Origin of the sequence: Paenibacillus salivarius, from assembly GCF_051307165.1 — a bacterium.
Taxonomy (GTDB): Bacteria; Bacillota; Bacilli; order Paenibacillales; family Paenibacillaceae; genus Fontibacillus.
The window spans coordinates 5430185-5453579 of the sequence record NZ_CP195592.1 but is presented as its reverse complement, the minus strand read 5'-3'; the positions used below and the strand labels follow the sequence as shown (position 1 = coordinate 5453579).

The window sequence follows — 23395 nt, the reverse complement described above, 5'->3', positions numbered from 1 at the left end:
ACAATAAGGAGGTTCAATATGTCTACAACATCGAACTACCCATTCCGGGACACTTCTCTTCCGCTGGAGGAGCGGGTGAACGACCTGGTTTCCCGCTTTACGCTGGAGGAAAAAGTGGGGCTCATGATTCAATATCAAACGGCCGTCGAACGGCTTGGCGTGAAAGCGTATAAACACGGCACGGAAGCGGCGCACGGCATGGCCTGGCTTGGCGAAGCCACGGGTTATCCGCAGCCGATCGGCCTGGGATGCACCTGGGACACCGAACTTATGCAACGAATCGGCAGCGCGATCGGCGATGAGGCGAGAGGTTTTTATAAGCGGAATCCGGAGATTAACGGGTTGACGCTTTGGGCGCCGACCGTCGACATGGAGCGCGATCCGCGTTGGGGCCGGACCGAGGAAGCGTACGGCGAGGATCCGGTGCTGGCGGGTAAATTGGCGGCGGCTCTCGTTCGGGGGATTCAAGGCGACCATCCGAAATATTTGAAAGCGGTTGCCACACTGAAGCATTTCATTGCCAACAATAACGAGGTGGGTCGCGGCGACCAGTCGGTCAGCATCGATCCCCGAAATATGCGCGAATACTATTTGAAGGCGTTTGAAGTTCCGTTCAAGGAAGGCGGAGCCCAGTCCATGATGACGGCTTACAATGCCGTTAACGGCGTTCCGGCGAACCTGATGCCCGAAGTCAATGAAATCGTCAAAAAGGAGTGGGGTATGGACGGCTTCGTCGTCAGCGATGCTTTCGACGTGTCCGGTACGGTACGCGATCACGGCTACCTGGAGACCCACAAGGAAGCGGTTGCCCGTTCCGTGAAGGAGGGCGGCATCGACAGCATTACCGATGACGGCGAGCTGATCAAACAGGCGCTCCGCGAAGCGCTGGAGGACGGATTGCTTACGGAGAGCGACCTGGATGCGGCGTTGCGCAATACGTTCCGCGTACGTTTCCGCCTCGGGGAGTTCGATCCGGAGGAAGACAATCCGTATGCAGCCATCGATGAGTCGATCATTATGCATCCTGATCATGCAAAGCTGGCTCGCGAAGCGGCAGGGAAGGCGGTCGTGCTTCTGAAAAACGAAGGCGGCATACTGCCGCTGCAGGCTGACAAGCTGAAGAAAGTGGCCGTGATCGGGCCGCTTGGCGGCACCGTGTACCGCGACTGGTACAGCGGTTCCCTGCCTTACGCCATCACGCCGCTGCAAGGTATTCAAGAGAAGCTGAACGGGCATGGCGGACAAACGACTTTCTCGGGCGGTACGGACCGCATTAAGCTAAAAGCAAAACGTAACGGCCGTTACGTACAGGTTCAGGGCGGAGAGCAGGCTGCTCTGGCCGCAACCGGCGAAACGGGCGAGCAGGCCACCGTATTCGAAGTGACCGATTGGGGCTGGGATAGCCATACGATCATTGCGGAAGATAACGGTCGTTACCTGACGACGGACGACCGGATCGTGAAGGCGTCGGCCGAGCAAATTTGGGAGTGGTTCACGAAAGAAGTGTTCCTCGTTCGTCCTTCGGAGGAAGGAACGGGCAGCGTCAACTTCTCGACGTGGAACGATGTGCCGGTCACTGTGAAGGCCGACACCGGCGATTTGCTCGTCGGCAGCGGCCGTGCGGAAGAAACCGCCAACGAGATCAACGTAGCGGGTGCCGCGTCCGTAGCGGGTGGGGAAGAGGAAAAGATCGTCGCCGACGTCTTTGAAGTGGAAACGGTGACGGACAAATACCAGGCCGCGAAGGAAGCCGCCGGCGATGCCGATCTGGCCGTCGTCTTCGTCGGAAACCATCCGTTGATCAACGGGAAGGAGACGATCGACCGTCCGGATATCACCCTTCCGGCATCGCAGGAGCAGCTGATCAAGGAAGTGCTCTCCGTGAACCCGAACACGATTGTGGTCGTGGTGGGCAGTTATCCTTACGCGCTGAACTGGGCTGAAGAGAACGTACCGGCCATCGTGTACACCACCCATGCCGGCCAAGAACTGGGTCATGCCGTCGCGGATGTGCTCTTCGGTGACGTGAACCCTGCGGGACGTCTAAATATGACGTGGTATAAATCGGTCGATCAGCTGCCGGAGTTCATGGACTATGATGTCATTAAGGGCGGCCGGACCTACCGCTATTTTGAAGGCGAGGCGCTTTATCCGTTCGGGCACGGGCTGTCCTACAGCACCTTCCGGTATGACGGACTGAGCCTTGACCGGCAGCAGGTTTCGGCGGATCGAGACCGGGAAATCGGTCTCACGGTTCGGGTGACGAATACCGGGAACCGTCCGGGGGAAGAAGTGGTGCAGTTGTATGGGCATGCTGAGCAATCACGCGTGAAACGTCCGTTGAAACAGCTGCTTGCCTTCCGGCGGGTGCTCCTGCAGCCGGGCGAATCGGCTGACGTCAGCTTTACGCTGCCGCTGTCCGAGCTGGCCATGTGGGACGTTACCCGCGAGCGCTATTGCATCGAAACCGGCACATACACGTTCATGGCCGGCGCTTCCTCGGGTAATCTTCCGCTAAGCGCGGCTCTTGAAGTGCAAGGCGAGGCGATCCCGCCGCGCGACTTGAAGCAGGCCGTGAAAGCGATCAACTATGACGCTTACGAAGGCGTGCTGATCGGCGAATGCCGGGAAGGCGGCAGCGCGGTTCAGGTGAAGGAGCAATCCGGCTGGATTGCTTTTGAAGACGCCGAGTTCGGCACAGGCACGAACGCCGTGAAGCTTCGCGCAGCCAGCCGGACGGCCGGTTCGGCCGAGATCCGGCTGCAAAGCCCGGACGGTCCCCTGGCGGGCCGGGTCCAGCTGGAAGCGGGCGGAGAACAGGAATGGCGCGACTATTCCGCTGAAGTGAGCGGCGTAAGCGGACGCCAGGACGTTCATATCGTCCTGAACGGCAAAGTATCGTTGAGTACGATTCAATTTTTATAAAGAAGCTTAGGTGACCGGGTTCCCTTTTGGGGCCCGGTTTTTCATCATTTTCGAGTTGTTGCTGATTGCGTCGGCATGGCGGTCAGTGCATCGGTTAACGCATGCTGAATGAAAAAAAGCCTTAACCCTTACAAAAAGGGCTAAGGCTTCATCATTTTTTAGGCCAATCTCACCTTAAAATCCTGATACCCGAATTGGCGGACGACTTCGCAGTCCCCGTCCTTTTTCTTCACGGCAATGGCCGGCAGCGGCATGCCGTTGAAGGTGTTGGTCTTCACCATAGAGTAAATCGCCATATCGCCGAATACCAAACGGTCGCCGCTTTTTAACGGTTGATCGAAGGAATAATCGCCGATTACATCGCCCGTCAGGCAAGTTGGCCCGCCGAGACGGTACGTATAGGGCTTCTCGCCGGCTTCGCCCGATCCGAAAAGGGGCGGACGGTACGGCATTTCCAAGACATCCGGCATGTGGCAGGTCGCCGACGTGTCCACGATCGCAATCTCGATGCCGTTTCGATGGATATCCAGGACCGAGGTGACCATATAGCCCGCATTCAGCGCAATGGCTTCGCCCGGCTCGAGATAGACCTCCAGGCCGTATTTGTCCTGCATTCTTTGAATGCAAGCTTCCAGCCTCGGAATATCGTAATCTTCTCTCGTGATATGGTGCCCGCCGCCGAAATTGATCCATTCCATTTGCGGCAGCCAGTCCCCGAATTTTTCTTCCACCGCGTTCAGCGTGGTTTCCAGATCGTCCGAGTTTTGCTGGCAAAGCGTATGGAAGTGCAACCCCGTAACGCCTTCAAGCAGCTCCGGACGGAAATCATCCCGTCTTACGCCGAATCTGGAACCCGGCGAACAAGGATCATAGATTTCATGTCCGACTTGCGTGGAGCATTCCGGGTTGATGCGCAAGCCAATCTTTCTGCCGGCAGCCAGGGCCTTATCTTTGAATTTCTCCAACTGGGAAAAGGAATTAAAGATAATATGGTCGCAAATCGATACGATTTCGTCGATCTCATCCTCGCGGTAGGCAGGGGCAAAGACATGAGTTTCCTTGCCCATTTCCTCATGCCCCAACCGGGCTTCGAATAACCCGCTCGCGGTAGTGCCGCTCAGGTATTCTCCGATGAGCGGATACATGGCCGTCATGGAAAAAGCCTTTTGCGCCAATACAATCTTCGCTCCCGTCCGCTGCATGACGCCGTTCAGGATTTTCAGGTTTTTTTCGATGAGGGACTCATCGACGACAAAACAGGGTGTCGGTAGTTGCTCGAACCGCATCTTAGCGCACGAGCTCCGGTTTCTTGGATTCTTCAGGCAGCTCATCGACAAGCACCGGGTTGAAATCTTCAACCCAAGGAAGTCCCCATTTGTTCAGCTCTTCCATGAACGGATCCGGATCGAACTCTTCGACATTGTATACGCCCGGTTTATTCCATTTGCCGGTCAAGACCATCGCCGCGCCGATCATGGCCGGAACGCCCGTCGTGTAGGAGATGGCTTGCGAGCCCACTTCCTTAAAGCACTCTTGGTGATCGCAAATATTGTAGACGTAGTATGTTTTGTCTTCGCCGTTCTTTTTCCCTTTGAAGATACAGCCGATGTTCGTTTTACCCACCGTACGCGGTCCGAGGGATGCCGGATCCGGCAATACGGCTTTCAAGAATTGGAGCGGAATGATTTGCTTGCCTTCGAATTCGATCGGCTCGATGGACGTCATCCCCACGTTTTCAAGGGCCTTCAGGTGTGTCAGATAGCTTTGGCCGAAGGTCATGAAGAAACGAATGCGTTTCAGGCCAGGGATGTTTTGCGCCAGGGACTCAAGCTCTTCATGATAAAGCAAATACATATCTTTTTCGCCGACTTCGGCAAAGTTGTAAACGCGTTTGATTTCCATCGGCTTCGTTTCGATCCATTCGCCGTTTTCCCAGTAACGTCCGTTGGCCGAAACCTCGCGGATGTTGATCTCGGGGTTGAAGTTGGTGGCGAAAGGATAACCGTGATCGCCGCCGTTGCAATCCAGAATATCGATGTACTCGATTTCGTCAAAATAATGCTTCAACGCATACGCGGAGAATACGCCGGTTACGCCCGGGTCGAAGCCGCTGCCCAAGAGAGCCGTGATACCGGCTTGTTCAAAGCGCTCGCGGTATTCCCACTGCCATTTATATTCGAATTTTGCCGTATCTTCCGGCTCATAGTTTGCGGTATCCATATAGTGGGTTTTCGTGGCAAGACAAGCATCCATGATGGTCAAGTCTTGATAAGGCAAGGCCAGGTTCATGACGATATCCGGCTTCACTTCGTTAATTAGAGCGATCAGTTCATCCACATTGTTCGCATCCACTTGAGCCGTCGTAATTTTCGTTTTCCCGCCGTCAAGTTTCGCTTTCAGCTCGTCGCATTTGGATTTGGTGCGGCTGGCGATGCAGATTTCTTCAAAGACCTCGCTGTTTTGAACGCATTTATGAACCGCAACTGAAGCTACGCCGCCGGCGCCGATGATAAGTGCTTTTCCCATTGTTTTTTCCCCTTACTAAATAGATTTTTTGAGAAATGTGTTACCGTAACAACCTAACGATCGGTTTTCGCCACTTGCAAAACAAAAAAAGCAAGTGTAAAAACGCATAGTCGCGCATCAACACTTGCTTTGATATATTCAATATTAAAAAGCATGGGCACACCCATAGCAAAATTTTTGCCAGGGCACGGCACATTTGCGTGGAAAGCTTTTTAATATTCAAAAATATCATAAAAGGATCAGAGTCTATATAGCAAATAATTACTTTTACCACTCTTATTGACCGTTTCACAAGTTGATGTGCAGATGCACTGGTTGTAAAGTAACCAACTTATAAAAGTTGAGCTTTTAACTCAATCAATAAGGCAACGAAAGTTGCCGATCGGCATTTGACCCGGCTGTCCGTATGGCCTTAACTTCCTTTTGGGAAGTGGTCAAAAATTATCTGCTTGGAAAGACTCTAAATTTTTGAATAGTCGCTTTCCTTTGTGCACAGAAATAGTATCACAAAGCATAGTATAGTGCAATATCAAATTCAAAATAATTTTTTGGCAGTTTATGAGTCGTTCCATGCTTCATTTTGGCATATGGACGATTCGTTCAGCCGCCGATTGTTAAGCATATTCCGTGTTAATTATTTTGTTACTGTTTTCAACTAGGCGAATTAATACACACAAAAAAAAAGTGAAATTAATGGAGTAACTTGGGCTCCTGGGCTTTACCGATGTTGAGACGGTTCTCTTAAATTTGCAACTAGCAGCTTTTAACTATTAAAAATGTTGTTAATATCCTACAAATTCTATGAATAAACGATTATAATTGGTACAGAAAAGGTATGTGACGATGCCGCTTCCTGCCTGGTCATGAAACCTGACGGAAGCGCCTGCATCCTTTCTGCAAATTTTAGATAGAAGGATGTTGAACATGAGCCACAGGGAAAATAGAGTTGATACGGACGTTATTTTAATCGGGGCAGGCATCATGAGCGCAACGTTGGGGACGCTCCTGAAGGAATTGGTCCCGGAATGGAAAATCACTGTTTTCGAGAAACTGGACAAAGCGGGCGAGGAAAGCTCCAACGAATGGAATAACGCGGGAACGGGTCATGCCGCCTTGTGCGAGTTGAACTATACCGTCGAGAAACCGGACGGTTCCGTAGACATTAGCAAAGCGGTCAAAATTAATGAAGAATTTCAGGTTTCAAGACAGTTTTGGTCCTATCTGGTCGACCGCAACCTGATTCGTAGTCCGCAAGATTTTATCATGCCTTTGCCGCACATGAGTTTAGTCCAAGGAGAAAAAAATGTAGCCTTCTTAAAACGCCGTTTTGAAGCGCTTTCAAAAAATCCGCTGTTTCAGGGCATGGAGTTTTCCGATGATCCGAAACGGTTGATGGAATGGATTCCGCTGATTATGAAGGATCGTACCTCAAAGGGACCTATCGCGGCCACCAAAATCGACTCCGGTACGGATGTCAACTTTGGTGCTTTAACGCGCATGTTGTTCGACCATTTACAAAATAAAGACGTAGATCTTTTCTATAACCATACGGTTAAAGATATCAAGCGCACCGGCGAAGGCTTGTGGCAGTTGAAGGTGCGTAACGCTCAGGGCAACGTCGAATATCGTACCGCTAAATTCGTATTTATCGGCGGTGGCGGAGGAAGCTTGCCTTTATTGCAAAAAACGGGCATTCCGGAAAGCAAGCACATCGGAGGCTTCCCGGTAAGCGGGCTGTTCCTGGTGTGCAACAACCCGGAGGTTGTCTCTCAGCATCATGCCAAAGTATACGGCAAAGCGGCTGTCGGAGCTCCGCCGATGTCCGTTCCGCATTTGGACACGCGATATATCGACAACAAGAAATCGCTGTTGTTCGGGCCTTTTGCCGGCTTCTCGCCGAAGTTTTTAAAAACCGGCTCGAACATGGATTTAATCGGGTCCGTCAAACCGAACAATGTGTTTACGATGCTGGCGGCGGGGGCCAAAAATATGTCCCTGACCAAGTACTTGATCCAACAGGTGATGCTATCGAAGGAGAAGCGGATCGAGGAGCTTCGGGAGTTTGTGCCGAACGCCAAAAGCGAAGATTGGGATATCGTCGTGGCGGGACAGCGCGTGCAGGTCATTAAAGATACGGTGGCCGGCGGGAAAGGAACGCTCCAATTCGGGACGGAAGTGGTAAGCGCCGCGGACGGTTCGGTGGCCGCACTGCTTGGGGCTTCACCGGGGGCATCCACGGCCGTTCACGTCATGCTGGAAGTGATTCAAAAATGCTTCCCGCAACATATCAAGGCTTGGGAACCGAAGATTAAAGAAATGATTCCTTCTTACGGCATATCGCTGGCCGAACATCCGGAGCTGTTCCGTGAAATTCATACGTCTACGGCGCAGTCGCTTGGCTTGAGCGAGAAAGTGACAGTTTATAGTTAGGGATAAACCGAGAGCTCTTGATCCATTTGGGATCAAGGGCTCTTTTTTTGTCCGGATGCGGGAACAGAAACTTTTGGAAGAGGTTGTTCGTTGATTGTTTACGCAAAAGAATTGGAAAGGAGGCTGTCAGATTGAAATGAAAGATAACCTGAGCAAAGGGTTCTTTTTTATGACTTCCATCCTGTATCTAGGAATTCTTATGAAAATTATTTTGTTCAAAACTGCGGACTTTTCGGATATCTTGGACGGCAATTTCGGAGGAGGATACCGGTCCTTTAACGGGATCCCGTTCCGGATCTTCGTGGATTATGGGGAGATGCTTCAATCCGGTCAATGGCTCCGAGGGGTATCGAACATCTTGGGTAATATCGCCATTTTTATCCCTATGGGATTGTTGCTCCCTGTTCTTTTTCGAAGACTTCGGGGAACGATGGCGGTTCCCGTCGCCGTTACATTGGTCGTGAGTATCCTGTTCGAATGCCTCCAATATGCATTTGCGCTGGGAAGCACGGATATCGACGATGTTATTTTGAATACGTTAGGCGGATGGGTCGGTGTGATAATCTATCGGCTAATTGCCTTAATGGCACGGCAAAATTCAAAAAGCATCCAAATCGGCGTGCTTTCGGTGTTGATTGTCGGCTCCATTCCGGCATTCTTTATAGCCAGGGCCGAGTTTGGGAACATGCTCGGACTGACGAAGTATGAGACGGTCTACATAGGCAATGAGCAGGTGCCCCAACGGGCATCCGATGTTCTGGGTACTTTAATTGGGCTAACCGGGAATCAAGTAACCTATTATACGGGGCTTATGGGCGATGACGAGACGGCGAATGCGTTATTGGAAAAGCAAAGCGCAACCATCACGAATTCAACAAAAGTATATCGGTTGGATATCGAGAGCTTCAAAAATAAAAGCGTGTTCCGGTATACGGAAATTGGACCTAACGAATTCGGAGACGTGGATGAGCACTCGGCGATGGCCCTCTGGACCGATCCGGCGAGTCAAACGGCAGAAGTGGTGGTTTTATCGAAAAGGACTTTGATGAGAGGCAGTCTTATGAAATCGGAAAAGGGCCCATGAAGGGCCCTTAAGAACGATCACGTCCGAAACAGCTATTCCATCATGGATTTAAAAGAATGCCGGATGACGTCGCCGCGGCTAATAATTCCGACCAAGACGCCGTTCCGCTCGACCGGCAGCTTCTTGATTTGTTTTTTTCCCAAAATCGAGGCGATATTCTCGATCCCTTCATCCCACGATACTTTAACCACTTTCTTCTTTGCGATTTCAAGAACATTGATATCCAGCAGTTTCTGGACTCTTTCCTCGAATTCGTCTTCATCCCCTTTGACTACAAAAGAATAATTGAAATAGCTGACGATTCGATCCTCATGATTGCCGATAAACCGCATGATATCCCCGTCGCTCACATACGCGACGATTTCGTTTCTGTCATTCACCACAGGCAATCCGCTGATCCGGTATTTTAGAAATTTCTCGATGACCTCCCGGACCGTGTCGTATTCCTTGACTTTATACACTTGCGGGATCATGATTTCAAATGCTTGCATAAACATTCTCCTAATGAGGTTTGCTTGCTAAGTTAATTTTAACACAACAAATCTCCATAAAAAGGTTAGGTAAATCAAAATTTTGTGTCGCACTTTAATCTGTTTCTCCATCATTCTCGATTTTCGGGAACGTTCCCGAATTATTTGTTGATACCGCTTTCTTGTTGGTATATATTCAAAATATATTTAGAGAACGTTCCCAAAAAGGAGAGGGGTGAAAAAAGTGAGAGTCTCCATTCGGGATATCGCCAAGCACTGCAATCTATCCGTAAGCACCGTGTCGCGGGCGCTCAATGGCGACTACGGCGTCAAAGCCAAGACGAGAACGTCCGTCCTGGAAGCCGCCAAGGAATTGGGGTATGTGCCGAATCTATCCGCCAAGGAACTGGTTAGCCGAAAGAGCAAGCTGGTCGGACTTCTGATCAGTGACAGCGATTACGAAGCACGCCCGGCTTTTTTCGAACTGCTCCCCTATATCAACAAAACGCTTGCCTTACACAATTACCGGGCGATCATTTATACCTTGAACGACGACAGTTACGTAAAGGGCGAATTGTCGGACATGCTGAACCTGCGTAATTTAAGCGGCTGCATCCTGATGAATACTTTTCCTTCCGATCATCCCGTCTATGAAGAAATCAAAGCCATGAAGGAGCCGATCGTCGTGCTGGAAAGCTCGGTGCTGACCCGTTATTGTTCGAACATCAATACCGATGAAGTGACGGGCGCTTATATGGCCGCACGTTATTTAATCGACTGCGGTCATCGGCGGATCGCGTTCGTGAACGGCTTCGAGCAATTCGAAATTAGCCGGGAGCGGCTGGAGGGCTTCCTTAAAGCGGTCGAAGAAGCCGGTCTGCCGAAGGACGAGACGCCTATTCTTTGGAGCGATTACACCGGAAACGGCGGAAAAGAAAGCGTGGAAAAGCTGCTTCGTAATCATCCTGAAACGACGGCCGTCTTTTTCGCGAACGATTTAATGGCGATGGGGGCTATCTCGCATCTGGCCGAGTCGGGCATACGGGTACCCGAACAGCTTTCGATCATCGGCTATGACGGGTTGTTTATCGGAAAATATTATAATCCTCCGCTCGCTTCCGTCGTCATCGATAATCCGGCCATTGGCGCGAGGGCGGCCGAACTGCTGCTGGAATTGATTAACGGGGGCAACGGGAAGACGGTCAGGGTCATGCCCCAATTATTTAAAGGAAAGAGCGTAAAAAAACTATAAAACCCAGGAGGAATCCGCCAATGTCCAAAACGGTGCGCTACTTTGCGATTTGTGCGCTGACCTTCACGGCTATCACACTATCAGGATGCGCATCATCAGTGAAGAAAGAGGTGATCGTCGAGCCTTGGACCGAGTACAGCCCCAAGGATGAAGTCGCTTTAATCGAGAATATGCGGAAAAACAAGGACGAAACCAAGGAGCTTTACGAAGTATATCGCGATCTTACGGTCATCGATATTCATAACCACGATGCCGCCGAACCCCGTGTCATCGAGAAGTGGGGGCAGTACGGCATCGACCGTCTCGTCTTGTTCGGGAATATTTCCGAGCCAAGCGCGCTGCAGACGGATAGACTGGCTTGGCAGCAATATCAGTTAGCGCCTTTAAATGTTTATCCTTCCTTTGCGGGATTTCCGATTTATGAAGAGGAAGGCGTGTCTGTCGTAAAGAACAACCTTGAAATGGGATATTTGAATATCGGGGAAGTAGCGGCGGCCTCGAGCTTTTCTCCCGTCGTGTCTAAGGTGGAATGGAAGGCGGAGCATCCGAACGACGGCAATTTCCCGAAAATCTATGATCTTGCAGCCGAGTACCGCGTGCCGATTCTCCTTCACATCGATCCGCCCAACGGCGAACCGATCGCGCATTTGGAGGAGGCTCTTGAACAGCATCCCGACACGATCATCATTTTCGGGCATGCCAATGCCTATAACCCTCCGGAAAATATCGAGGCGCTTTTAAGCAAACATCCCAATTTATACATCGACTTTTTTGCCGGATTTACGGCCTACAACCCCGAAAGCGGCAACAAGCTGGAGGATTTCGTCCCCCTGATCGAAAAATACCCGGACCGTTTTATGCTATCGACGGACGCGGGATATGGCCTGAATGTCGAGCAGGCTGCGAAGGGGCTTTATGATCTGATCGATCTGCTCTCCCCGGAAACCGCCTTGAAGGTCGCTTATCAAAATTATGAGGGCCTGGTCGAACGGCAGCCGCCGACGGACACCCAGATCGAGACGATCAAAGATTTATCCGCCAAGGCGGGAAAATTCGAGACGTACCGGTTGAATAAACGGATGGCGAACGAATTGATTTTTCAGTTGACGGAGTCGGCGAAAAAGGATTCCTAAAGCCATAAAAAAGGGAGATGCCAGCCTGGCCTCTCCCTTTTTGCTTACGCTCTATTCCCCCACATATTCCACCGAGTAAATATGCGTTTTCGTTAAGTCAATCACTTCCCGGATAAACTCCTCTTGGGATTCCCGGAAATCGGTTCTGATCCAACTCAAAATAAGCCCATAAAACCCATAGGCGGTATACCGTTTGAAGTAATCCATGTTGACGGGGATTTTGTTGATCGTTTCGAATATGAATTTTTCCTCATAGATTTTCAGGAGCGTTTGCGGGAATCCCGTATGCAGCCCCGGCAAAGTGTCTTCATATTTGATCAGCTCAAAAAAATCCCGGTGTTCGAAAATATAGGAAACGATATTGAAAGAAGGGGCATTCAGGTGCTCCGTATATACCTTATGTCCGGGTACGTAGGGTTTGCCGACCGAATCTTCCAACCCTTGGAGCATGGAGGCCAGCAATTCGTCGGCCAATTCGATTTTATCCTGGTAATGGACATAAAAAGTGCTGCGGTTATAGGCTGCGGCATCAACGATGTCTTTTACGGTAACGGCATGGTAGCCCTTCTCTTTGATCAGTTTAATGAAGGCGGATTTCAAATGTTCTTTTGTCCGGTTCCGCCGCCCCGACGTCACACTTTGATCATTATTCATGAAAGGACCTCCCCCTAAAAAAGACACTTTTCCTCCAAGTGTCGATTAGGTAGACATTTAATCGTATCTTAATGATTGTTAATACTGAACAGAAGAGTACAATTTAATTGTGAACAAAATAGCACAAATTTTAAATATGTAAATTGTACCTAGTTAAAATGTGAAAGGTGCTATTTAAAATAATTATACGGGGGGATCCATGATGGGTAAACTTCAAGGTAAAGTAGCTGTCATTACCGGTGGAGCATCCGGTATCGGGGCGGCAACGGCCCGTTTGTTCGTTTCGGAAGGAGCCAAAGTCGTTTTGGTCGACCTGAATGAAGAAAAGGGGAAGGCGTTCGAACAGGAGTTGAAAGCGCTTAACGCAGAGGCTCTGTTTATAAAAGCAAACATTACGAGTGAAGCAGAAGTCGCTCAAATCTTTAAACAAGCGATTGAAGCTTTCGGCAAGGTGGACGTTGTATTCAACAATGCGGGGATCGGACGCGTTCATGCTTCGCATGATTTGGACTATTCCGAATGGCGCAATACCGTAAACGTCGACCTGGACGGCGTATTCCTGGTAGCTCGCGAAGCCATCCGCGAAATGCTGAAAGCGGGCGGGGGGACGATCGTAAATACGGCGTCCATGTATGGTTGGGTCGGTTCGCCCGGCTCGGCGGCTTACAACGCGGCCAAGGGGGGCGTGGTGAACTTAACGCGTTCGCTGGCCTTGGAATATGCGGAGCAAAATATTCGCATTAACGCACTGTGTCCCGGATTCATCGACACGCCGATCATTCCGGAGGAAAGCAAGCAAGCGTTGGCTTCGGCAACCCCGATGAAACGCCTTGGACAAGCCGATGAGATGGCGAAAGCCGTTCTGTTCCTGGCTAGCGATGACTCCTCTTTCATGACGGGAAACAGCTTGATCGTGGATGGCGGATATACGGCCCAATAATTGTACAACATAGGTTTTTAGACAAGGTGATATTTAATAACATTCGGGAGGTAGTTTAATATGAGCAAATTTGATGGAAAAGTAGTTGTCATTACGGGCGCGGCAGGCGGAATCGGAAGAGCGACCGCAAAAAAATTGGCCGAGCAGGGCGCGAAGCTGGCCCTGGTGGATTTGAATCTGGAGGCCGTCAAACAAGTGATCTCGGAATTGGGCCTGGATGATTCCAGAGCGATTGCCCTTCAAGCCAATGTCGCCAAAGAAGAAGAGGTCAAGGCTTATGTCGACGCGACTGTCGAAAAGTTCGGCAAGATTGACGGCTTCTTCAACAACGCCGGGGTAGAAGGAACGACTGCCAACGTGGAGGATTATCCTACGGAGACGTTTGAACTGGTCTTTAACGTCAATGTGAAGGGCGCGTTCCTCGGATTGAAATACGTGGTTCCCGTCATGAAGAAGCAAGGGTACGGCAGTATCGTCAACACCTCGTCGGGTGCGGGACTTATCGGCTCGCCGGGATTTGTCGGCTATAACAGCTCCAAGCATGCCGTGATCGGGATGACCAAGGTGGTTGCGTTGGAAGCCGCTCCGTTCGGCGTCAGAGTCAACGCCGTAGCGCCTGGGGTCATCAACACCCGCATGATGCGGCAAATTGAAAAAAATACCGTTCCTGAGGATGCCGAAGGCGCAAGAGAAGCGTTTGGCGCAGCGGTGCCGATGGGAAGATACGGAGAAGCGGATGAAGTGGCGAACGTAGCCGTATTCCTGCTTTCCGACGACGCTTCCTATGTTTCTCAATCCATCTATACGGTGGACGGCGGTCAAATTAACCAATAATGATGTGAGGGGCCTTTGTCCGGAATTAATCCGGGCCAAGGCCTTTATTTTTTCGTATTGGCTGGTAACCCTAATGAAGATCGAAGACCCATTCATGAAAGGAGGCCAACATGAGAAAACGGCTTATGAGCATGCTGGAATCCCGCAAAGAGGAAATGATCCAAATTCGCCGCCATCTCCATGAGAATCCGGAGTTGTCTTTTCAAGAAGAGAAAACGGCCCAGTATATCATGGAATTTTATAAGGGTAAAGATGCGGAGCTTCAGTCCAACGTCGGAAACGGGTACGGAATCGTCGTGACGATTCAAGGCGGAAAACCGGGCAAGACGATTGCGTTGCGGGCTGATTTTGACGCCCTGCCCATATTGGAGGAAACGGAGCTTCCGTTTAAATCGAAGAACGAAGGCGTGATGCACGCGTGCGGGCATGACGGGCACACCGCGTACATGATGATCCTGGCCGACTGCCTGATTCAATTGAAAGAGGAGCTTCCGGGAATGGTTAAAGTGATTCACCAGCACGCGGAGGAAGTTCCTCCGGGCGGGGCCAAAAGCATCGTCGACTCCGGCGTGTTGGACGATGTCGAATGCATTTTCGGGATCCATTTGCTTCCGCTCGATCCGGCAGGCGTCGTCGGCGTTCACGGTGGATTTTCAATGGCGGGGAGATCCTATATGAAGCTGGGGATTCAAGGTGTCGGCGGACACGGCTCTTCTCCGCATCTGGCCAACGATGCGATCGTGGCGGGGGCTTATTTCGTCACCGCGGTGCAAACCATCGTCAGCCGCCGGCTGAATCCGTTGGAGATGGGCGTTATCACGATCGGTTCTTTTGACGGTAAGGGGACCTTTAATGTCATCAAAGATGCTGTGGAACTGGAAGGCGACATTCGCTACATGACGTTGGAAACCAAGGAAAAGATCGAGGAAGAGGTACGCCGCATCGTCAGCGGGATCGAAGCCGAATTCGGCGTGAAATGCAAATTAACCTACACTTCGGACTACCCGCCGCTATATAACGATCCAAAGGTTACGGCGGCCGTCAAAACATTCCTGGAAAAAGCCGATGACCCGGACATCCGAAAAGTCGTCGAATACCCCATGATGTCGCCGTCCGACGATTTTGCTTATTACCTGAAGAAAATCCCCGGTTGTTATTTTTATGTCGGCTGCACGCCAAAAGGGATAGAGAATCCGTATTTCAACCATAATCCGAGATTCGATATCGATGAAGATGCTTTGATCGTGGCCGCGAAATCCGTGGGATATGTGGTTTGCGGGTACTTCGGATTGTAGTAGATTCATCCGGATCCTAAATACAGTAAAACAGGCCATCGGTCGACTGCGACCGGTGGCCTGCGTGTTATTCCCCGAAATTATCCTTCCTGCACAAAAGACGGATCCATATAATTTAATTCCCAGACATGCCCGTTCAGGTCCTGGAAGCTCCATTGATACATGAACCCGTAGTCCTTCGGATCGCTTGCGGGACTTCCGCCGGCGGCGATGGCCTTATTTACGACTTCGTCGACTTCCTCCTTGCTGTCTGCTTGCAGTGCAATGAGGACTTCCACGCCCTTTGTGGCATCGATAATTTCTTTGTCGGTAAAGTTTTTGAAGTGCGATTCAACCAGCAGCATGGCGAAGGTATTGTCATTGATGATCATGCAAGCGGCGTTGTCGTCGGTGAACTGGGGATTGAACGTAAATCCTAGCTGCGCGAAGAAATCCATCGTTTGCTTCAAATCTTTTACGGGAAAGTTGATAAACGTCATGCTTGGTTTGAATCCCATCTTCGATCACCTCGAAATATTATTTAAATTTTATGGAAAATAATACATTCCGATTCTATATTTTAACTTTACAAGCGTCAAGTTAAATTTAGCAAGCCGTCTTAAACGGTTTGACTTTGATTCTATTAAACTCTACGATGAAACTACACGGAATGACGCGGACGGTGAAAAACATTGGGCGAAATACGAAACGCGGAACGTACGCGCAACTCGATCCTGCAGGCGGCGAAAGAGGAATTTTTTGAAAAGGGCTATACGGGAGCCAGAATCGAGTCGATCGCGAAACGGGCCGGGATCAATAAACAATTGATATATCATTACTTTAAAGGAAAAGAACACCTCATCAACGAAACGATTGCGAATTTCATGGCCATGGTGCCGACGGGAAATCTTTCATTGCCTGCAGACCCTGCGGAAATCGCGGAATTCCGGTTCAAGGTGAATATGGAGCACTTGCGCGAGTTTTTGAAATTCACGGCTTGGGAAGCGGTCGAGGAATTGCCTGAGAATCCCAACGGGGAAGAGACGAGAAAGAAAGTGCTGCATTCCTATAACGAGGATATCAAGTCCAAACAAGAGGCGGGGCTGGTCCCCAAAGAGCTGGATCCGGCAATGGTCACCCTCATGATGTCGAGTCTTACGGTATACCCGCTGCTCTATGAGAACGTGACTCGAATGATCACGGGCCATACGCTGGACGAGCCCGGGTTTCAAAAAAGATGGGGCGAGTTTCTTACCGAAGTAAGCAAACGTATTTTTAATACGAATATATAGAAAAGGGGCGCTCTGACATGAATGAAGCGCACAAGGACGAAATCGGACGAAAGTATTTGTTGGGGCCGCAAGTATCCGCGGAAGAATGCGGCCGGCTTACGATTCAAGAACTGATTTTCTTGATTCATTCGGGCAAGTATTTCAAAGAAAAAGAGGCATTTCCGGCCGTCTATCTGGACGAAAGATTGAAGTTGTTCCGGGACGTCTTGAAAGACAAGATCCGCGGCTCGGAAGAGCTTTACATCGCCTATGACAAAAGAACAGGGTACCCCTATACGGATGGGGAAGACCGGGTTTGGGTCTTTTCAAAGGAGGAGTATGCTTCGAATGCAGGGGACTATTTTATGCAACAGCTCATGATGCTTGAAATGAAGAGAATCGGCGGGGAAGAAATCGACAGGATGTTGGCCGAGCTTCATATTCTGGGTCTTCCGAAAATTCTGGTCGATAACGGTCAATATCATGCGGTGCTGGACCGGGACGAGCTATTGCCGCCGCCGGACTTCAGCGGGACGCCGGAGATTAACATCCCCGTGACGAATCCGGGCCTGCAGCATGCGCTGATCCGTTTTTTCCAGGAGATGAATTCCGGCCGGAATTTTGAAGGGAAGCCCCAGCTGATGCGGGAACTGGAAGGGCAAATGCTGGATGAAGTGCTTCGGGCCAAATATTTGCTGCCGATGCAGCTGATCGAGAAAGAGCCTGCTCCTTCCGACGAACAAGGCATGAAGACGCTTAAAGAGGGTACCGTTATTCAGTTCGCCGTTCTCGGAGGCGAGGGGGACTCTACCTGGCTGCCGGCGTTCACGGACTGGCCGGAATTCGAGAAGGCTTACGATAAGACCGTATGGAGCAGCAACGTTGTTACTTATGAGGATTTGCTGGCCTTGTCCGACAAGATGGATGGCGTGGTCATCAACTATCGCGGCATTCCGCTGCGGCTGGATGAGAAAAACAAACAGCGGATCGAAGCGTTCAAGAAGGAGCGGACAGATTCGCCAACGATCCAACCATCCGAAGAGAAGGCGGAGGCGGAGAAGGACGCCGCGTCCAAGCTCGGGGAGCCGCCCGCGTATCCCGCACAAATGGTGGAAGCGGTCAAAGAGTACATGAAGACGCAGAAGGACATCAAAAAGGCGTATATTCGGTTGGCGATCAAGGACCATCGGGAAATGAGCTATTTTATGATCGTGGACGCGGATGGGGACATGGGACAGATTTTTAAGGACATTGCGGAAGTCGCATCTCCCCACCTGAACGGAATGCCTCTCGAAATAGCCGCCTTAGACACCTGGGAGGAAGAATTGAAGGATCTCGAGCCGTTTTATAAAAGGAAGCGGTTTGGGTTGTTATAGGCCGGCATGATATAATTTTATCAAGGTATTTGCCGGAGAGGCAGGAGGGTGTTCATGATGAGAGATGAGCTTTTGGAACGGCTGGAACAGTGGCATGAAGAAGACGAGTACGAGCAAATCGTCCAAGCGATCGAGGAGATTCCGGCAGAGGAACGCGATTATGATCTGATTAGCCAACTGGGCCGGGCGCTAAACAATCTGGAACGGTATGAGGAGGCTGTCGAACAGTTTCTGACGGTGGCGGAAGAAGGCAAGGACGACCCGTTGTGGCACTACCGTTTGGGACTGGCTTATTACTATTTGGAACAATATGAAGAGGCCCGACAAGCGTTCGAGGCTGCCGATCGTTTGGAGCCCGGAGATGAAGATACGCTCGAATTCCTGGAGTGGATACGCAGCAAAACCGCTCAAGAGACGGAAGAGGAGCCGGTGAGCGAAGAGAGCGCAGAGGACAAGTCCGCTGCTCCTTTGGTCTCCGATGCGGTGATCGGTACGGACTTCGATATCGCCAACTTCTGGGACGACAGCGAATTCGCGCTTGCCACATACGTTTCCGAACCGCCGACGGACGAGCTGATCGAATCGGTGGAAGAAGAACTGGTCTTCCGTCTGCCCGTATTTTATAAGAACATGATGAAGGTACATAACGGGGGGATTCCGCGCAACCGGTTTTTCCCGGCGGAAGGCTCCTATATCGAAATCTCCGGCATTCCGGGAATCGGACGGGAGAAGAGCCATTCCCTATGCGGTGATGAGGGAAGTCGCGCCGTCATCGAAAAAGAAGGCTATCCCGAGTTCGGCGTCATCATTGCCGAATGTCCTCCGGGATCGGGCGTGGTGATGCTCGATTACCGTCCGTCCCTGAATGACGGCGAGCCGGAAGTTGTCCATGTCGACAAAGAAAATAACAATAAAGTGACTCCGCTTGCCCCCGACTTTGAAACGTTTGTCCGCGGTCTGGTGAGCGAAAAGCGGTAATACGGTAGTGTAGGCGCGGCCTTTTGGGCTGCGTCTATTTTTTTGGTTAATAAGATATCGGGAATAGTATAGGCATTGAGCGCGGAAACTATGGAATAACCCATCCCATTAATTGATTAAGAACAGGAGAGTCGGTCATGAATTTTAAAAACATTACGGTCGCCGGAAGCGGCGTATTGGGAAGTCAAATCGCATACCAAACGGCCTTCAAAGGGTTCAATGTCACGGTATACGACATCAATGACGAAGCATTGGAAAAAGCGAAAGACCGTATCGCCAAATTGAAGCCTGATTATCAGCGGGATCTGGGCGCGACCCAGGAAGAGGTGGACGGCGCATACAACCGCATTTCGTATTATAGCGACCTGGCCAAAGCGGTGGCGGATGCGGACCTTGTGATCGAGGCCATTCCCGAAGTGGTGCAGATCAAAACGGACTTTTATACGAACTTGGGGAAGGTGGCTCCGGAAAAAACGATCTTCGCCTCGAACTCCTCCACCCTGCTGCCGAGCCAATTTGCCCAGGCGACCGGCCGGCCGGAAAAATTCCTGGCCCTGCATTTCGCCAACGAAATTTGGAAGAACAACACGGCCGAAATCATGAAGCATCCGGGCACCAACACGGATGTGTTCAACGACGTGATCGCCTTCGCCAAAGCGATCGGCATGGTGGCTCTGCCTCTGCATAAGGAGCAGCCGGGCTACATTCTGAACTCGCTGCTCGTTCCTTTGCTGGAGGCGGCCCAACAGCTCCTCGTCAGAGAAATCGCCGACGTCGAAACGATCGATAAAACGTGGATGGTTGCGACCGGAGCGCCGCAAGGGCCGTTCGCGATACTTGACGTGGTCGGCATCAATACGGCTTATAACATCGGCAAGGCGAAGGCGGACGCGACCGGAAGCGAGGAATTCCGCAAAATCGCCGAGCTGCTCAAAACCGAATACATCGACAAAGGCAAGCTCGGGAGAGCGACGGGCGAAGGCTTTTACAAATATCCGAACCCGAGCTTCCTGGACCCAGGTTTCCTGAAGCCGTAACGGCAAAAAGGGCCGCAGTATCTGCAAAATACTGCGGCCCTTTTTTTAAGCTTTCGTATACTTCCCGATCAGAACGGCAAGCTCGTCCCAGTGCTCGCATTGGTCCCAGTGGAACGATGCCGGAAGCTCGTACATTTCCTCCCAGGACAGCTTTTGGAGGAACGGTTTCAAATTTTGCTCCACGCAGATCACCTGCATGATCGTTCTCATCCGGAATTGCAGCGGGTAGCGTTCTTCCTTGGAAATCGGCTTGAAGTACGTTTCGGCCATGTAATCGACGAGCGCTTCGCCTTTTTCCTGCTCCTTGTGCTGATTCCACACCTGTTTGATCGAATCGGTCAGCTTACGCCAAGGCGTATCCTCGCGCGGGTAGACAATCCCCATCGTGGCGGCATCCTTGTAGGTCCACAATGCCCAGGATACGTCGTTGGCTTCGCACAGATCGAGCATATCCTCGATGATCGTCATTTGAAAATCGATCTCTTCCTTCTCGAACACCAGGCCCAGTTCTCCGCACCAGATCGGGCGTTTGTATTTTTCGCGGATCGTGATCAAGCGGTGGAACTCCTCCGCAAAAATTTGTCTGCGGCGTTCGCGGCTCATCTCTTGCGTCAATACGGCCGGCTCGGCGACAAACGGATAGAAGTGGAACTCGTACGCCACCTGCGGATCATCGATCGGGTCCAGCATGCTGAAGTCGGTCGTAAACGCGTTGCCCTCGATGAAAATGATGTGGTTCGCATCATATTTCCGGATTTCGGCAACCACCTTGCGGTAAAACTCGTTGAACACCTCCGCGTTCGTGACCATCGACGGTTCGTTCACGATGTCGTAAGCGGCGATCCAAGGCTGGTCCTTGTAGTACTCGGCGATGTGACCCCAAAGCCCGATCACGGTATCGCGCAGGGCGCCGTATTCCCAGAATAGGGGCAAGCCGGAATAGGTGTCGCAGTGCCAATCCGGGTTTTGCCCGCCGGGCACCGAGTGAAGGTCCAAAATGGCGTAGATTTCGTATTTTTCGCACAGGCCGACGATATGGTCCAGGTATTTGAACCCTTCCGTCTTATATTTGCCCGGCTCCTGATCGTCGATAAAGTACTTGTAGTTAAACGGAAGTCTCAAGTGGTTGACGCCGATTTTTTTCAGAAACGCAAAGTCTTCTTCTCCGACGAATTCCATCAGGAAACGGTCGAAGAACGTCTCTGTGCGCTCCTCTCCGTACACTTCGGCAAAAGCTTTCTTGATCATCGTATCCGTGCCCGGAAGCCCGATCATAAAATGCTCCAGATTCATCCACGAGCCGAGGCCGAAGCCGCGGAACACGATTTTCTCGCCGCCGACCGTAAAGTCTTCGCCGCGAACCTGCACGAATTTATCCAAGTTGATTGTCATAGCAGAGCCACTCCTTCTTTCATAGATTCATAGATTCATAGATCAGTTTTTCATGCCCGTGGTCGCGACCCCCTGAATGAAGAACCGTTCCCCCGCGAGGAAAACGATGACCATCGGGATGGTGGCCAGCACGGTTCCCGCCATCAGCAGGCCGTAATCCATCGTATGCTCGGTTTGGAAAGCCTTCAGGCCGAGCTGAAGCGTTTTTAAAGCATTGTCGTTTAAATAGATCAGCGGAGCCAGGTAGTCGTTCCACATAAACGTAAAGGTGAAAATAGCCAATGTGGACAAGCCCGCCGCCGACAGCGGCAGCATGATTTTCCAAAATATTTTCCACTCGTTGTAGCCGTCGACCCTTGCCGCTTCATTCAGCTCGTTCGGCAGGCTCATGAAAAACTGGCGCATCAGGAAAATGCCGAAGCCGCTGAACAATTGGATCAAGATATAGCCGCTGTGCGTGTTGTACAGGCCCAGGCTGTTCACGACGGAAAACTGCGGAACCATAATGGAATGCCACGGCATCATCAGGTTGGTCATGAACAGAATGAAAAGGGTGTTCTTGAACGGCACCTTCAATTTGGCGAAGGCGTAAGCCGCCATGGAGCCGATGATTACTTGCAGGAACGTAATGACGACGGACAGTTTGACCGTGTTCCATAGGTATTTCGCGAAAGGAATCGCGGTCCAAACTTCCTGGTAATTGTTCAGGTACAACGTTTGGGGAATCCAGTTCATCGGATTTTTAAACAGGTCCACGTCCGTCCGCAGCGAAGCGGAAATCATCCACAGGAACGGAAACAGCGCAATGACCGATAGCACAAGCAAAACGACGAGAAACAGGCCGTACCCCAGCGAGGATTTTTTTGGCGCATTGATAACCATCCTTTGTCCTCCTCTCCCAACTTAGTAGGTCACCCATTTTTTCTCTAGGCGGAATTGAATCAACGATATCACCATAATGATGACGAACAGCGCGATGGACATGGCCGAAGCGTATCCCATGCGGTAGTTCAGGAACGCCTCCTGATAGATGTGGAACACGAGCACGTTGGTCGAACGTCCCGGTCCGCCGTCGGTCATGACGGATACCAAATCAAACACCTGGAAGGAGTTGATGATCGTCAGGACCAGCACCATGAACAAGGTAGGCGAAAGGCTCGGCAGCGTAATGTAAATGAACTGTTTGAATTTTCCCGCACCGTCCAGCTTGGCCGATTCGTACAAATGCTCGGGAATGCCTTGAATCCCCGCCAGCAAAATGATCATGTAATAACCGAAGCTCTTCCAAACGGCGACGACCACGATGGCAAGCAACGCCCAATGGGAGGACATCAGCCACTCCGGGGGATTCGCGATGCCTATCGCCTTCAGCACGTAATTGATAGGGCCGGACATCGGATTGAACAGAAGTCCCCACACGATTGCGATCGAGACCATGGACGTAATCTGCGGGAAGTAAAAAGCCATGCGCAAATATTTGCGAAAATGCAAAACGCTGTTCACGGCCACCGCGGATAAGAGTGCCAAAAGCATCGTTAACGGAACGAACAAACCGGCGTAAATAAAGTTGTTTTTCAGCGAGATCAGAAAATAATCGTCTTTGAACAGCCTGGAATAATTATCGAGTCCCACGTAATTGGGCTTGATGTTAAAACCGCCGTAATCGGTAAAGCTCATGACCAGGCCGTAGATCAAAGGGATAAAAATAAAGATTGCGAAAAGAACGAATGCCGGGAGAATGAACAGCGTGCCCGGAATATACGACTTGAAGTTGACCAGACGCTTGCTTTCCATCGATTCCACCCTCCTGTCTGTTGAT

20 protein-coding genes are annotated in these 23395 nt (G+C 50.9%); 12 read left to right on the top strand and 8 right to left on the bottom strand.

The features are described from left to right. The first annotated feature begins 18 nt into the window (after positions 1-18). Entirely contained in the window at positions 19-2925 is a 2907-nt protein-coding gene (locus tag ACSFXJ_RS25205; RefSeq protein ID WP_435923050.1) for a glycoside hydrolase family 3 C-terminal domain-containing protein, read from the top strand. 158 nt (positions 2926-3083) lie between these two features. On the opposite strand, the gene nspC is transcribed toward ACSFXJ_RS25205, so the two are convergent. Together nspC and ACSFXJ_RS25195 are read right to left on the bottom strand one after the other, a co-directional pair. Continuing rightward, complete coding sequence (gene nspC / locus ACSFXJ_RS25200; protein ID WP_435923049.1) at positions 3084-4211, bottom strand: carboxynorspermidine decarboxylase; 1128 nt, start codon at positions 4209-4211, stop codon at positions 3084-3086. A gap of 1 nt (position 4212) precedes the next feature. Next, positions 4213-5451 carry a saccharopine dehydrogenase family protein gene (locus tag ACSFXJ_RS25195; RefSeq protein WP_435923048.1) on the bottom strand — a complete coding sequence of 413 codons (1239 nt, stop codon included), beginning with the start codon at positions 5449-5451 and terminating at the stop codon, positions 4213-4215. Between the two features lie 924 nt (positions 5452-6375). Here ACSFXJ_RS25195 and ACSFXJ_RS25190 point away from each other — a divergent pair. Both ACSFXJ_RS25190 and ACSFXJ_RS25185 read left to right on the top strand, forming a co-directional pair. Then, positions 6376-7881 carry a malate:quinone oxidoreductase gene (locus ACSFXJ_RS25190; RefSeq protein ID WP_435923047.1) on the top strand — a complete coding sequence of 502 codons (1506 nt, stop codon included), beginning with the start codon at positions 6376-6378 and terminating at the stop codon, positions 7879-7881. 136 nt (positions 7882-8017) lie between these two features. Then, positions 8018-8965 (top strand): VanZ family protein, encoded by a 948-nt coding sequence (locus tag ACSFXJ_RS25185; RefSeq protein ID WP_435923046.1) that lies wholly within the window; start codon positions 8018-8020, stop codon positions 8963-8965. 32 nt (positions 8966-8997) lie between these two features. Here ACSFXJ_RS25185 and ACSFXJ_RS25180 read toward each other — a convergent pair whose 3' ends face one another. After that, positions 8998-9456, bottom strand: a complete 459-nt coding sequence (locus ACSFXJ_RS25180; RefSeq protein WP_435923044.1) for a CBS domain-containing protein — start codon at positions 9454-9456, stop codon at positions 8998-9000. Positions 9457-9670: 214 nt separating this feature from the next. On the opposite strand from ACSFXJ_RS25180, the gene ACSFXJ_RS25175 reads away from it, so the two are divergent. Both ACSFXJ_RS25175 and ACSFXJ_RS25170 read left to right on the top strand, forming a co-directional pair. Then, entirely contained in the window at positions 9671-10687 is a 1017-nt protein-coding gene (locus tag ACSFXJ_RS25175; protein ID WP_435923043.1) for a LacI family DNA-binding transcriptional regulator, read from the top strand. Positions 10688-10707: 20 nt separating this feature from the next. After that, complete coding sequence (locus tag ACSFXJ_RS25170) at positions 10708-11820, top strand: amidohydrolase family protein (protein ID WP_435923042.1); 1113 nt, start codon at positions 10708-10710, stop codon at positions 11818-11820. A 51-nt stretch (positions 11821-11871) separates the two neighbouring features. Here the strand turns inward: ACSFXJ_RS25170 and ACSFXJ_RS25165 are convergent, their stop codons facing one another. Continuing rightward, positions 11872-12474, bottom strand: coding sequence for a TetR/AcrR family transcriptional regulator (locus tag ACSFXJ_RS25165; RefSeq protein ID WP_435923041.1), 603 nt, complete (start codon positions 12472-12474; stop codon positions 11872-11874). A 202-nt stretch (positions 12475-12676) separates the two neighbouring features. Between ACSFXJ_RS25165 and ACSFXJ_RS25160 the strand changes: the two genes are divergently transcribed. The 3 genes from ACSFXJ_RS25160 (at position 12677) to ACSFXJ_RS25150 (ending at position 15543) form a co-directional block, all read left to right on the top strand. Next, positions 12677-13414 (top strand): SDR family NAD(P)-dependent oxidoreductase, encoded by a 738-nt coding sequence (locus ACSFXJ_RS25160; RefSeq protein ID WP_435925866.1) that lies wholly within the window; start codon positions 12677-12679, stop codon positions 13412-13414. Between the two features lie 60 nt (positions 13415-13474). Further along, a complete protein-coding gene (locus ACSFXJ_RS25155) occupies positions 13475-14248 on the top strand; it encodes an SDR family NAD(P)-dependent oxidoreductase (protein ID WP_435923040.1) in 774 nt (257 codons plus the stop codon). 110 nt (positions 14249-14358) lie between these two features. After that, positions 14359-15543, top strand: coding sequence for an amidohydrolase (locus ACSFXJ_RS25150; protein ID WP_435923039.1), 1185 nt, complete (start codon positions 14359-14361; stop codon positions 15541-15543). An 80-nt stretch (positions 15544-15623) separates the two neighbouring features. Here ACSFXJ_RS25150 and ACSFXJ_RS25145 read toward each other — a convergent pair whose 3' ends face one another. Continuing rightward, positions 15624-16040, bottom strand: a complete 417-nt coding sequence (locus tag ACSFXJ_RS25145; RefSeq protein ID WP_435923038.1) for a VOC family protein — start codon at positions 16038-16040, stop codon at positions 15624-15626. 174 nt (positions 16041-16214) lie between these two features. Between ACSFXJ_RS25145 and ACSFXJ_RS25140 the strand changes: the two genes are divergently transcribed. From ACSFXJ_RS25140 to ACSFXJ_RS25125, 4 genes are all read left to right on the top strand, one after another. Then, complete coding sequence (locus tag ACSFXJ_RS25140; RefSeq protein WP_435923037.1) at positions 16215-16814, top strand: TetR/AcrR family transcriptional regulator; 600 nt, start codon at positions 16215-16217, stop codon at positions 16812-16814. A 17-nt stretch (positions 16815-16831) separates the two neighbouring features. Beyond that, positions 16832-18169 carry an enhanced serine sensitivity protein SseB gene (locus ACSFXJ_RS25135; RefSeq protein WP_435923036.1) on the top strand — a complete coding sequence of 446 codons (1338 nt, stop codon included), beginning with the start codon at positions 16832-16834 and terminating at the stop codon, positions 18167-18169. A 57-nt stretch (positions 18170-18226) separates the two neighbouring features. Then, positions 18227-19147: an SMI1/KNR4 family protein gene (locus ACSFXJ_RS25130; RefSeq protein ID WP_435925865.1), complete on the top strand. Its 921-nt coding sequence runs from the start codon at positions 18227-18229 to the stop codon at positions 19145-19147. Positions 19148-19284: 137 nt separating this feature from the next. Next, entirely contained in the window at positions 19285-20184 is a 900-nt protein-coding gene (locus tag ACSFXJ_RS25125; protein ID WP_435923035.1) for a 3-hydroxyacyl-CoA dehydrogenase, read from the top strand. A gap of 45 nt (positions 20185-20229) precedes the next feature. Here ACSFXJ_RS25125 and ACSFXJ_RS25120 read toward each other — a convergent pair whose 3' ends face one another. The 3 genes from ACSFXJ_RS25120 to ACSFXJ_RS25110 are packed head-to-tail and all read right to left on the bottom strand — an operon-like array spanning position 20230 to position 23370. Continuing rightward, a complete protein-coding gene (locus ACSFXJ_RS25120) occupies positions 20230-21576 on the bottom strand; it encodes a glycoside hydrolase family 5 protein (protein ID WP_435923034.1) in 1347 nt (448 codons plus the stop codon). Between the two features lie 42 nt (positions 21577-21618). Continuing rightward, positions 21619-22458, bottom strand: a complete 840-nt coding sequence (locus ACSFXJ_RS25115) for a carbohydrate ABC transporter permease (protein WP_435923033.1) — start codon at positions 22456-22458, stop codon at positions 21619-21621. A gap of 21 nt (positions 22459-22479) precedes the next feature. Next, positions 22480-23370 (bottom strand): carbohydrate ABC transporter permease, encoded by an 891-nt coding sequence (locus ACSFXJ_RS25110; protein WP_435923032.1) that lies wholly within the window; start codon positions 23368-23370, stop codon positions 22480-22482. Positions 23371-23395: the final 25 nt, after the last annotated feature.

Excerpts from the sequence above, each read along its gene's own strand:
- ACSFXJ_RS25205 (WP_435923050.1), top strand. The coding sequence starts at position 19 with ATGTCTACAACATCGAACTACCCATTCCGGGACACTTCTCTTCCGCTG.
- nspC (WP_435923049.1), bottom strand. The coding sequence starts at position 4,211 with ATGCGGTTCGAGCAACTACCGACACCCTGTTTTGTCGTCGATGAGTCC.
- ACSFXJ_RS25195 (WP_435923048.1), bottom strand. The coding sequence starts at position 5,451 with ATGGGAAAAGCACTTATCATCGGCGCCGGCGGCGTAGCTTCAGTTGCG.
- ACSFXJ_RS25190 (WP_435923047.1), top strand. The coding sequence starts at position 6,376 with ATGAGCCACAGGGAAAATAGAGTTGATACGGACGTTATTTTAATCGGG.
- ACSFXJ_RS25185 (WP_435923046.1), top strand. The coding sequence starts at position 8,018 with ATGAAAGATAACCTGAGCAAAGGGTTCTTTTTTATGACTTCCATCCTG.
- ACSFXJ_RS25180 (WP_435923044.1), bottom strand. The coding sequence starts at position 9,456 with ATGCAAGCATTTGAAATCATGATCCCGCAAGTGTATAAAGTCAAGGAA.
- ACSFXJ_RS25170 (WP_435923042.1), top strand. The coding sequence starts at position 10,708 with ATGTCCAAAACGGTGCGCTACTTTGCGATTTGTGCGCTGACCTTCACG.
- ACSFXJ_RS25165 (WP_435923041.1), bottom strand. The coding sequence starts at position 12,474 with ATGAATAATGATCAAAGTGTGACGTCGGGGCGGCGGAACCGGACAAAA.
- ACSFXJ_RS25160 (WP_435925866.1), top strand. The coding sequence starts at position 12,677 with ATGGGTAAACTTCAAGGTAAAGTAGCTGTCATTACCGGTGGAGCATCC.
- ACSFXJ_RS25155 (WP_435923040.1), top strand. The coding sequence starts at position 13,475 with ATGAGCAAATTTGATGGAAAAGTAGTTGTCATTACGGGCGCGGCAGGC.
- ACSFXJ_RS25150 (WP_435923039.1), top strand. The coding sequence starts at position 14,359 with ATGAGAAAACGGCTTATGAGCATGCTGGAATCCCGCAAAGAGGAAATG.
- ACSFXJ_RS25145 (WP_435923038.1), bottom strand. The coding sequence starts at position 16,040 with ATGGGATTCAAACCAAGCATGACGTTTATCAACTTTCCCGTAAAAGAT.
- ACSFXJ_RS25135 (WP_435923036.1), top strand. The coding sequence starts at position 16,832 with ATGAATGAAGCGCACAAGGACGAAATCGGACGAAAGTATTTGTTGGGG.
- ACSFXJ_RS25130 (WP_435925865.1), top strand. The coding sequence starts at position 18,227 with ATGAGAGATGAGCTTTTGGAACGGCTGGAACAGTGGCATGAAGAAGAC.
- ACSFXJ_RS25125 (WP_435923035.1), top strand. The coding sequence starts at position 19,285 with ATGAATTTTAAAAACATTACGGTCGCCGGAAGCGGCGTATTGGGAAGT.
- ACSFXJ_RS25120 (WP_435923034.1), bottom strand. The coding sequence starts at position 21,576 with ATGACAATCAACTTGGATAAATTCGTGCAGGTTCGCGGCGAAGACTTT.
- ACSFXJ_RS25115 (WP_435923033.1), bottom strand. The coding sequence starts at position 22,458 with ATGGTTATCAATGCGCCAAAAAAATCCTCGCTGGGGTACGGCCTGTTT.
- ACSFXJ_RS25110 (WP_435923032.1), bottom strand. The coding sequence starts at position 23,370 with ATGGAAAGCAAGCGTCTGGTCAACTTCAAGTCGTATATTCCGGGCACG.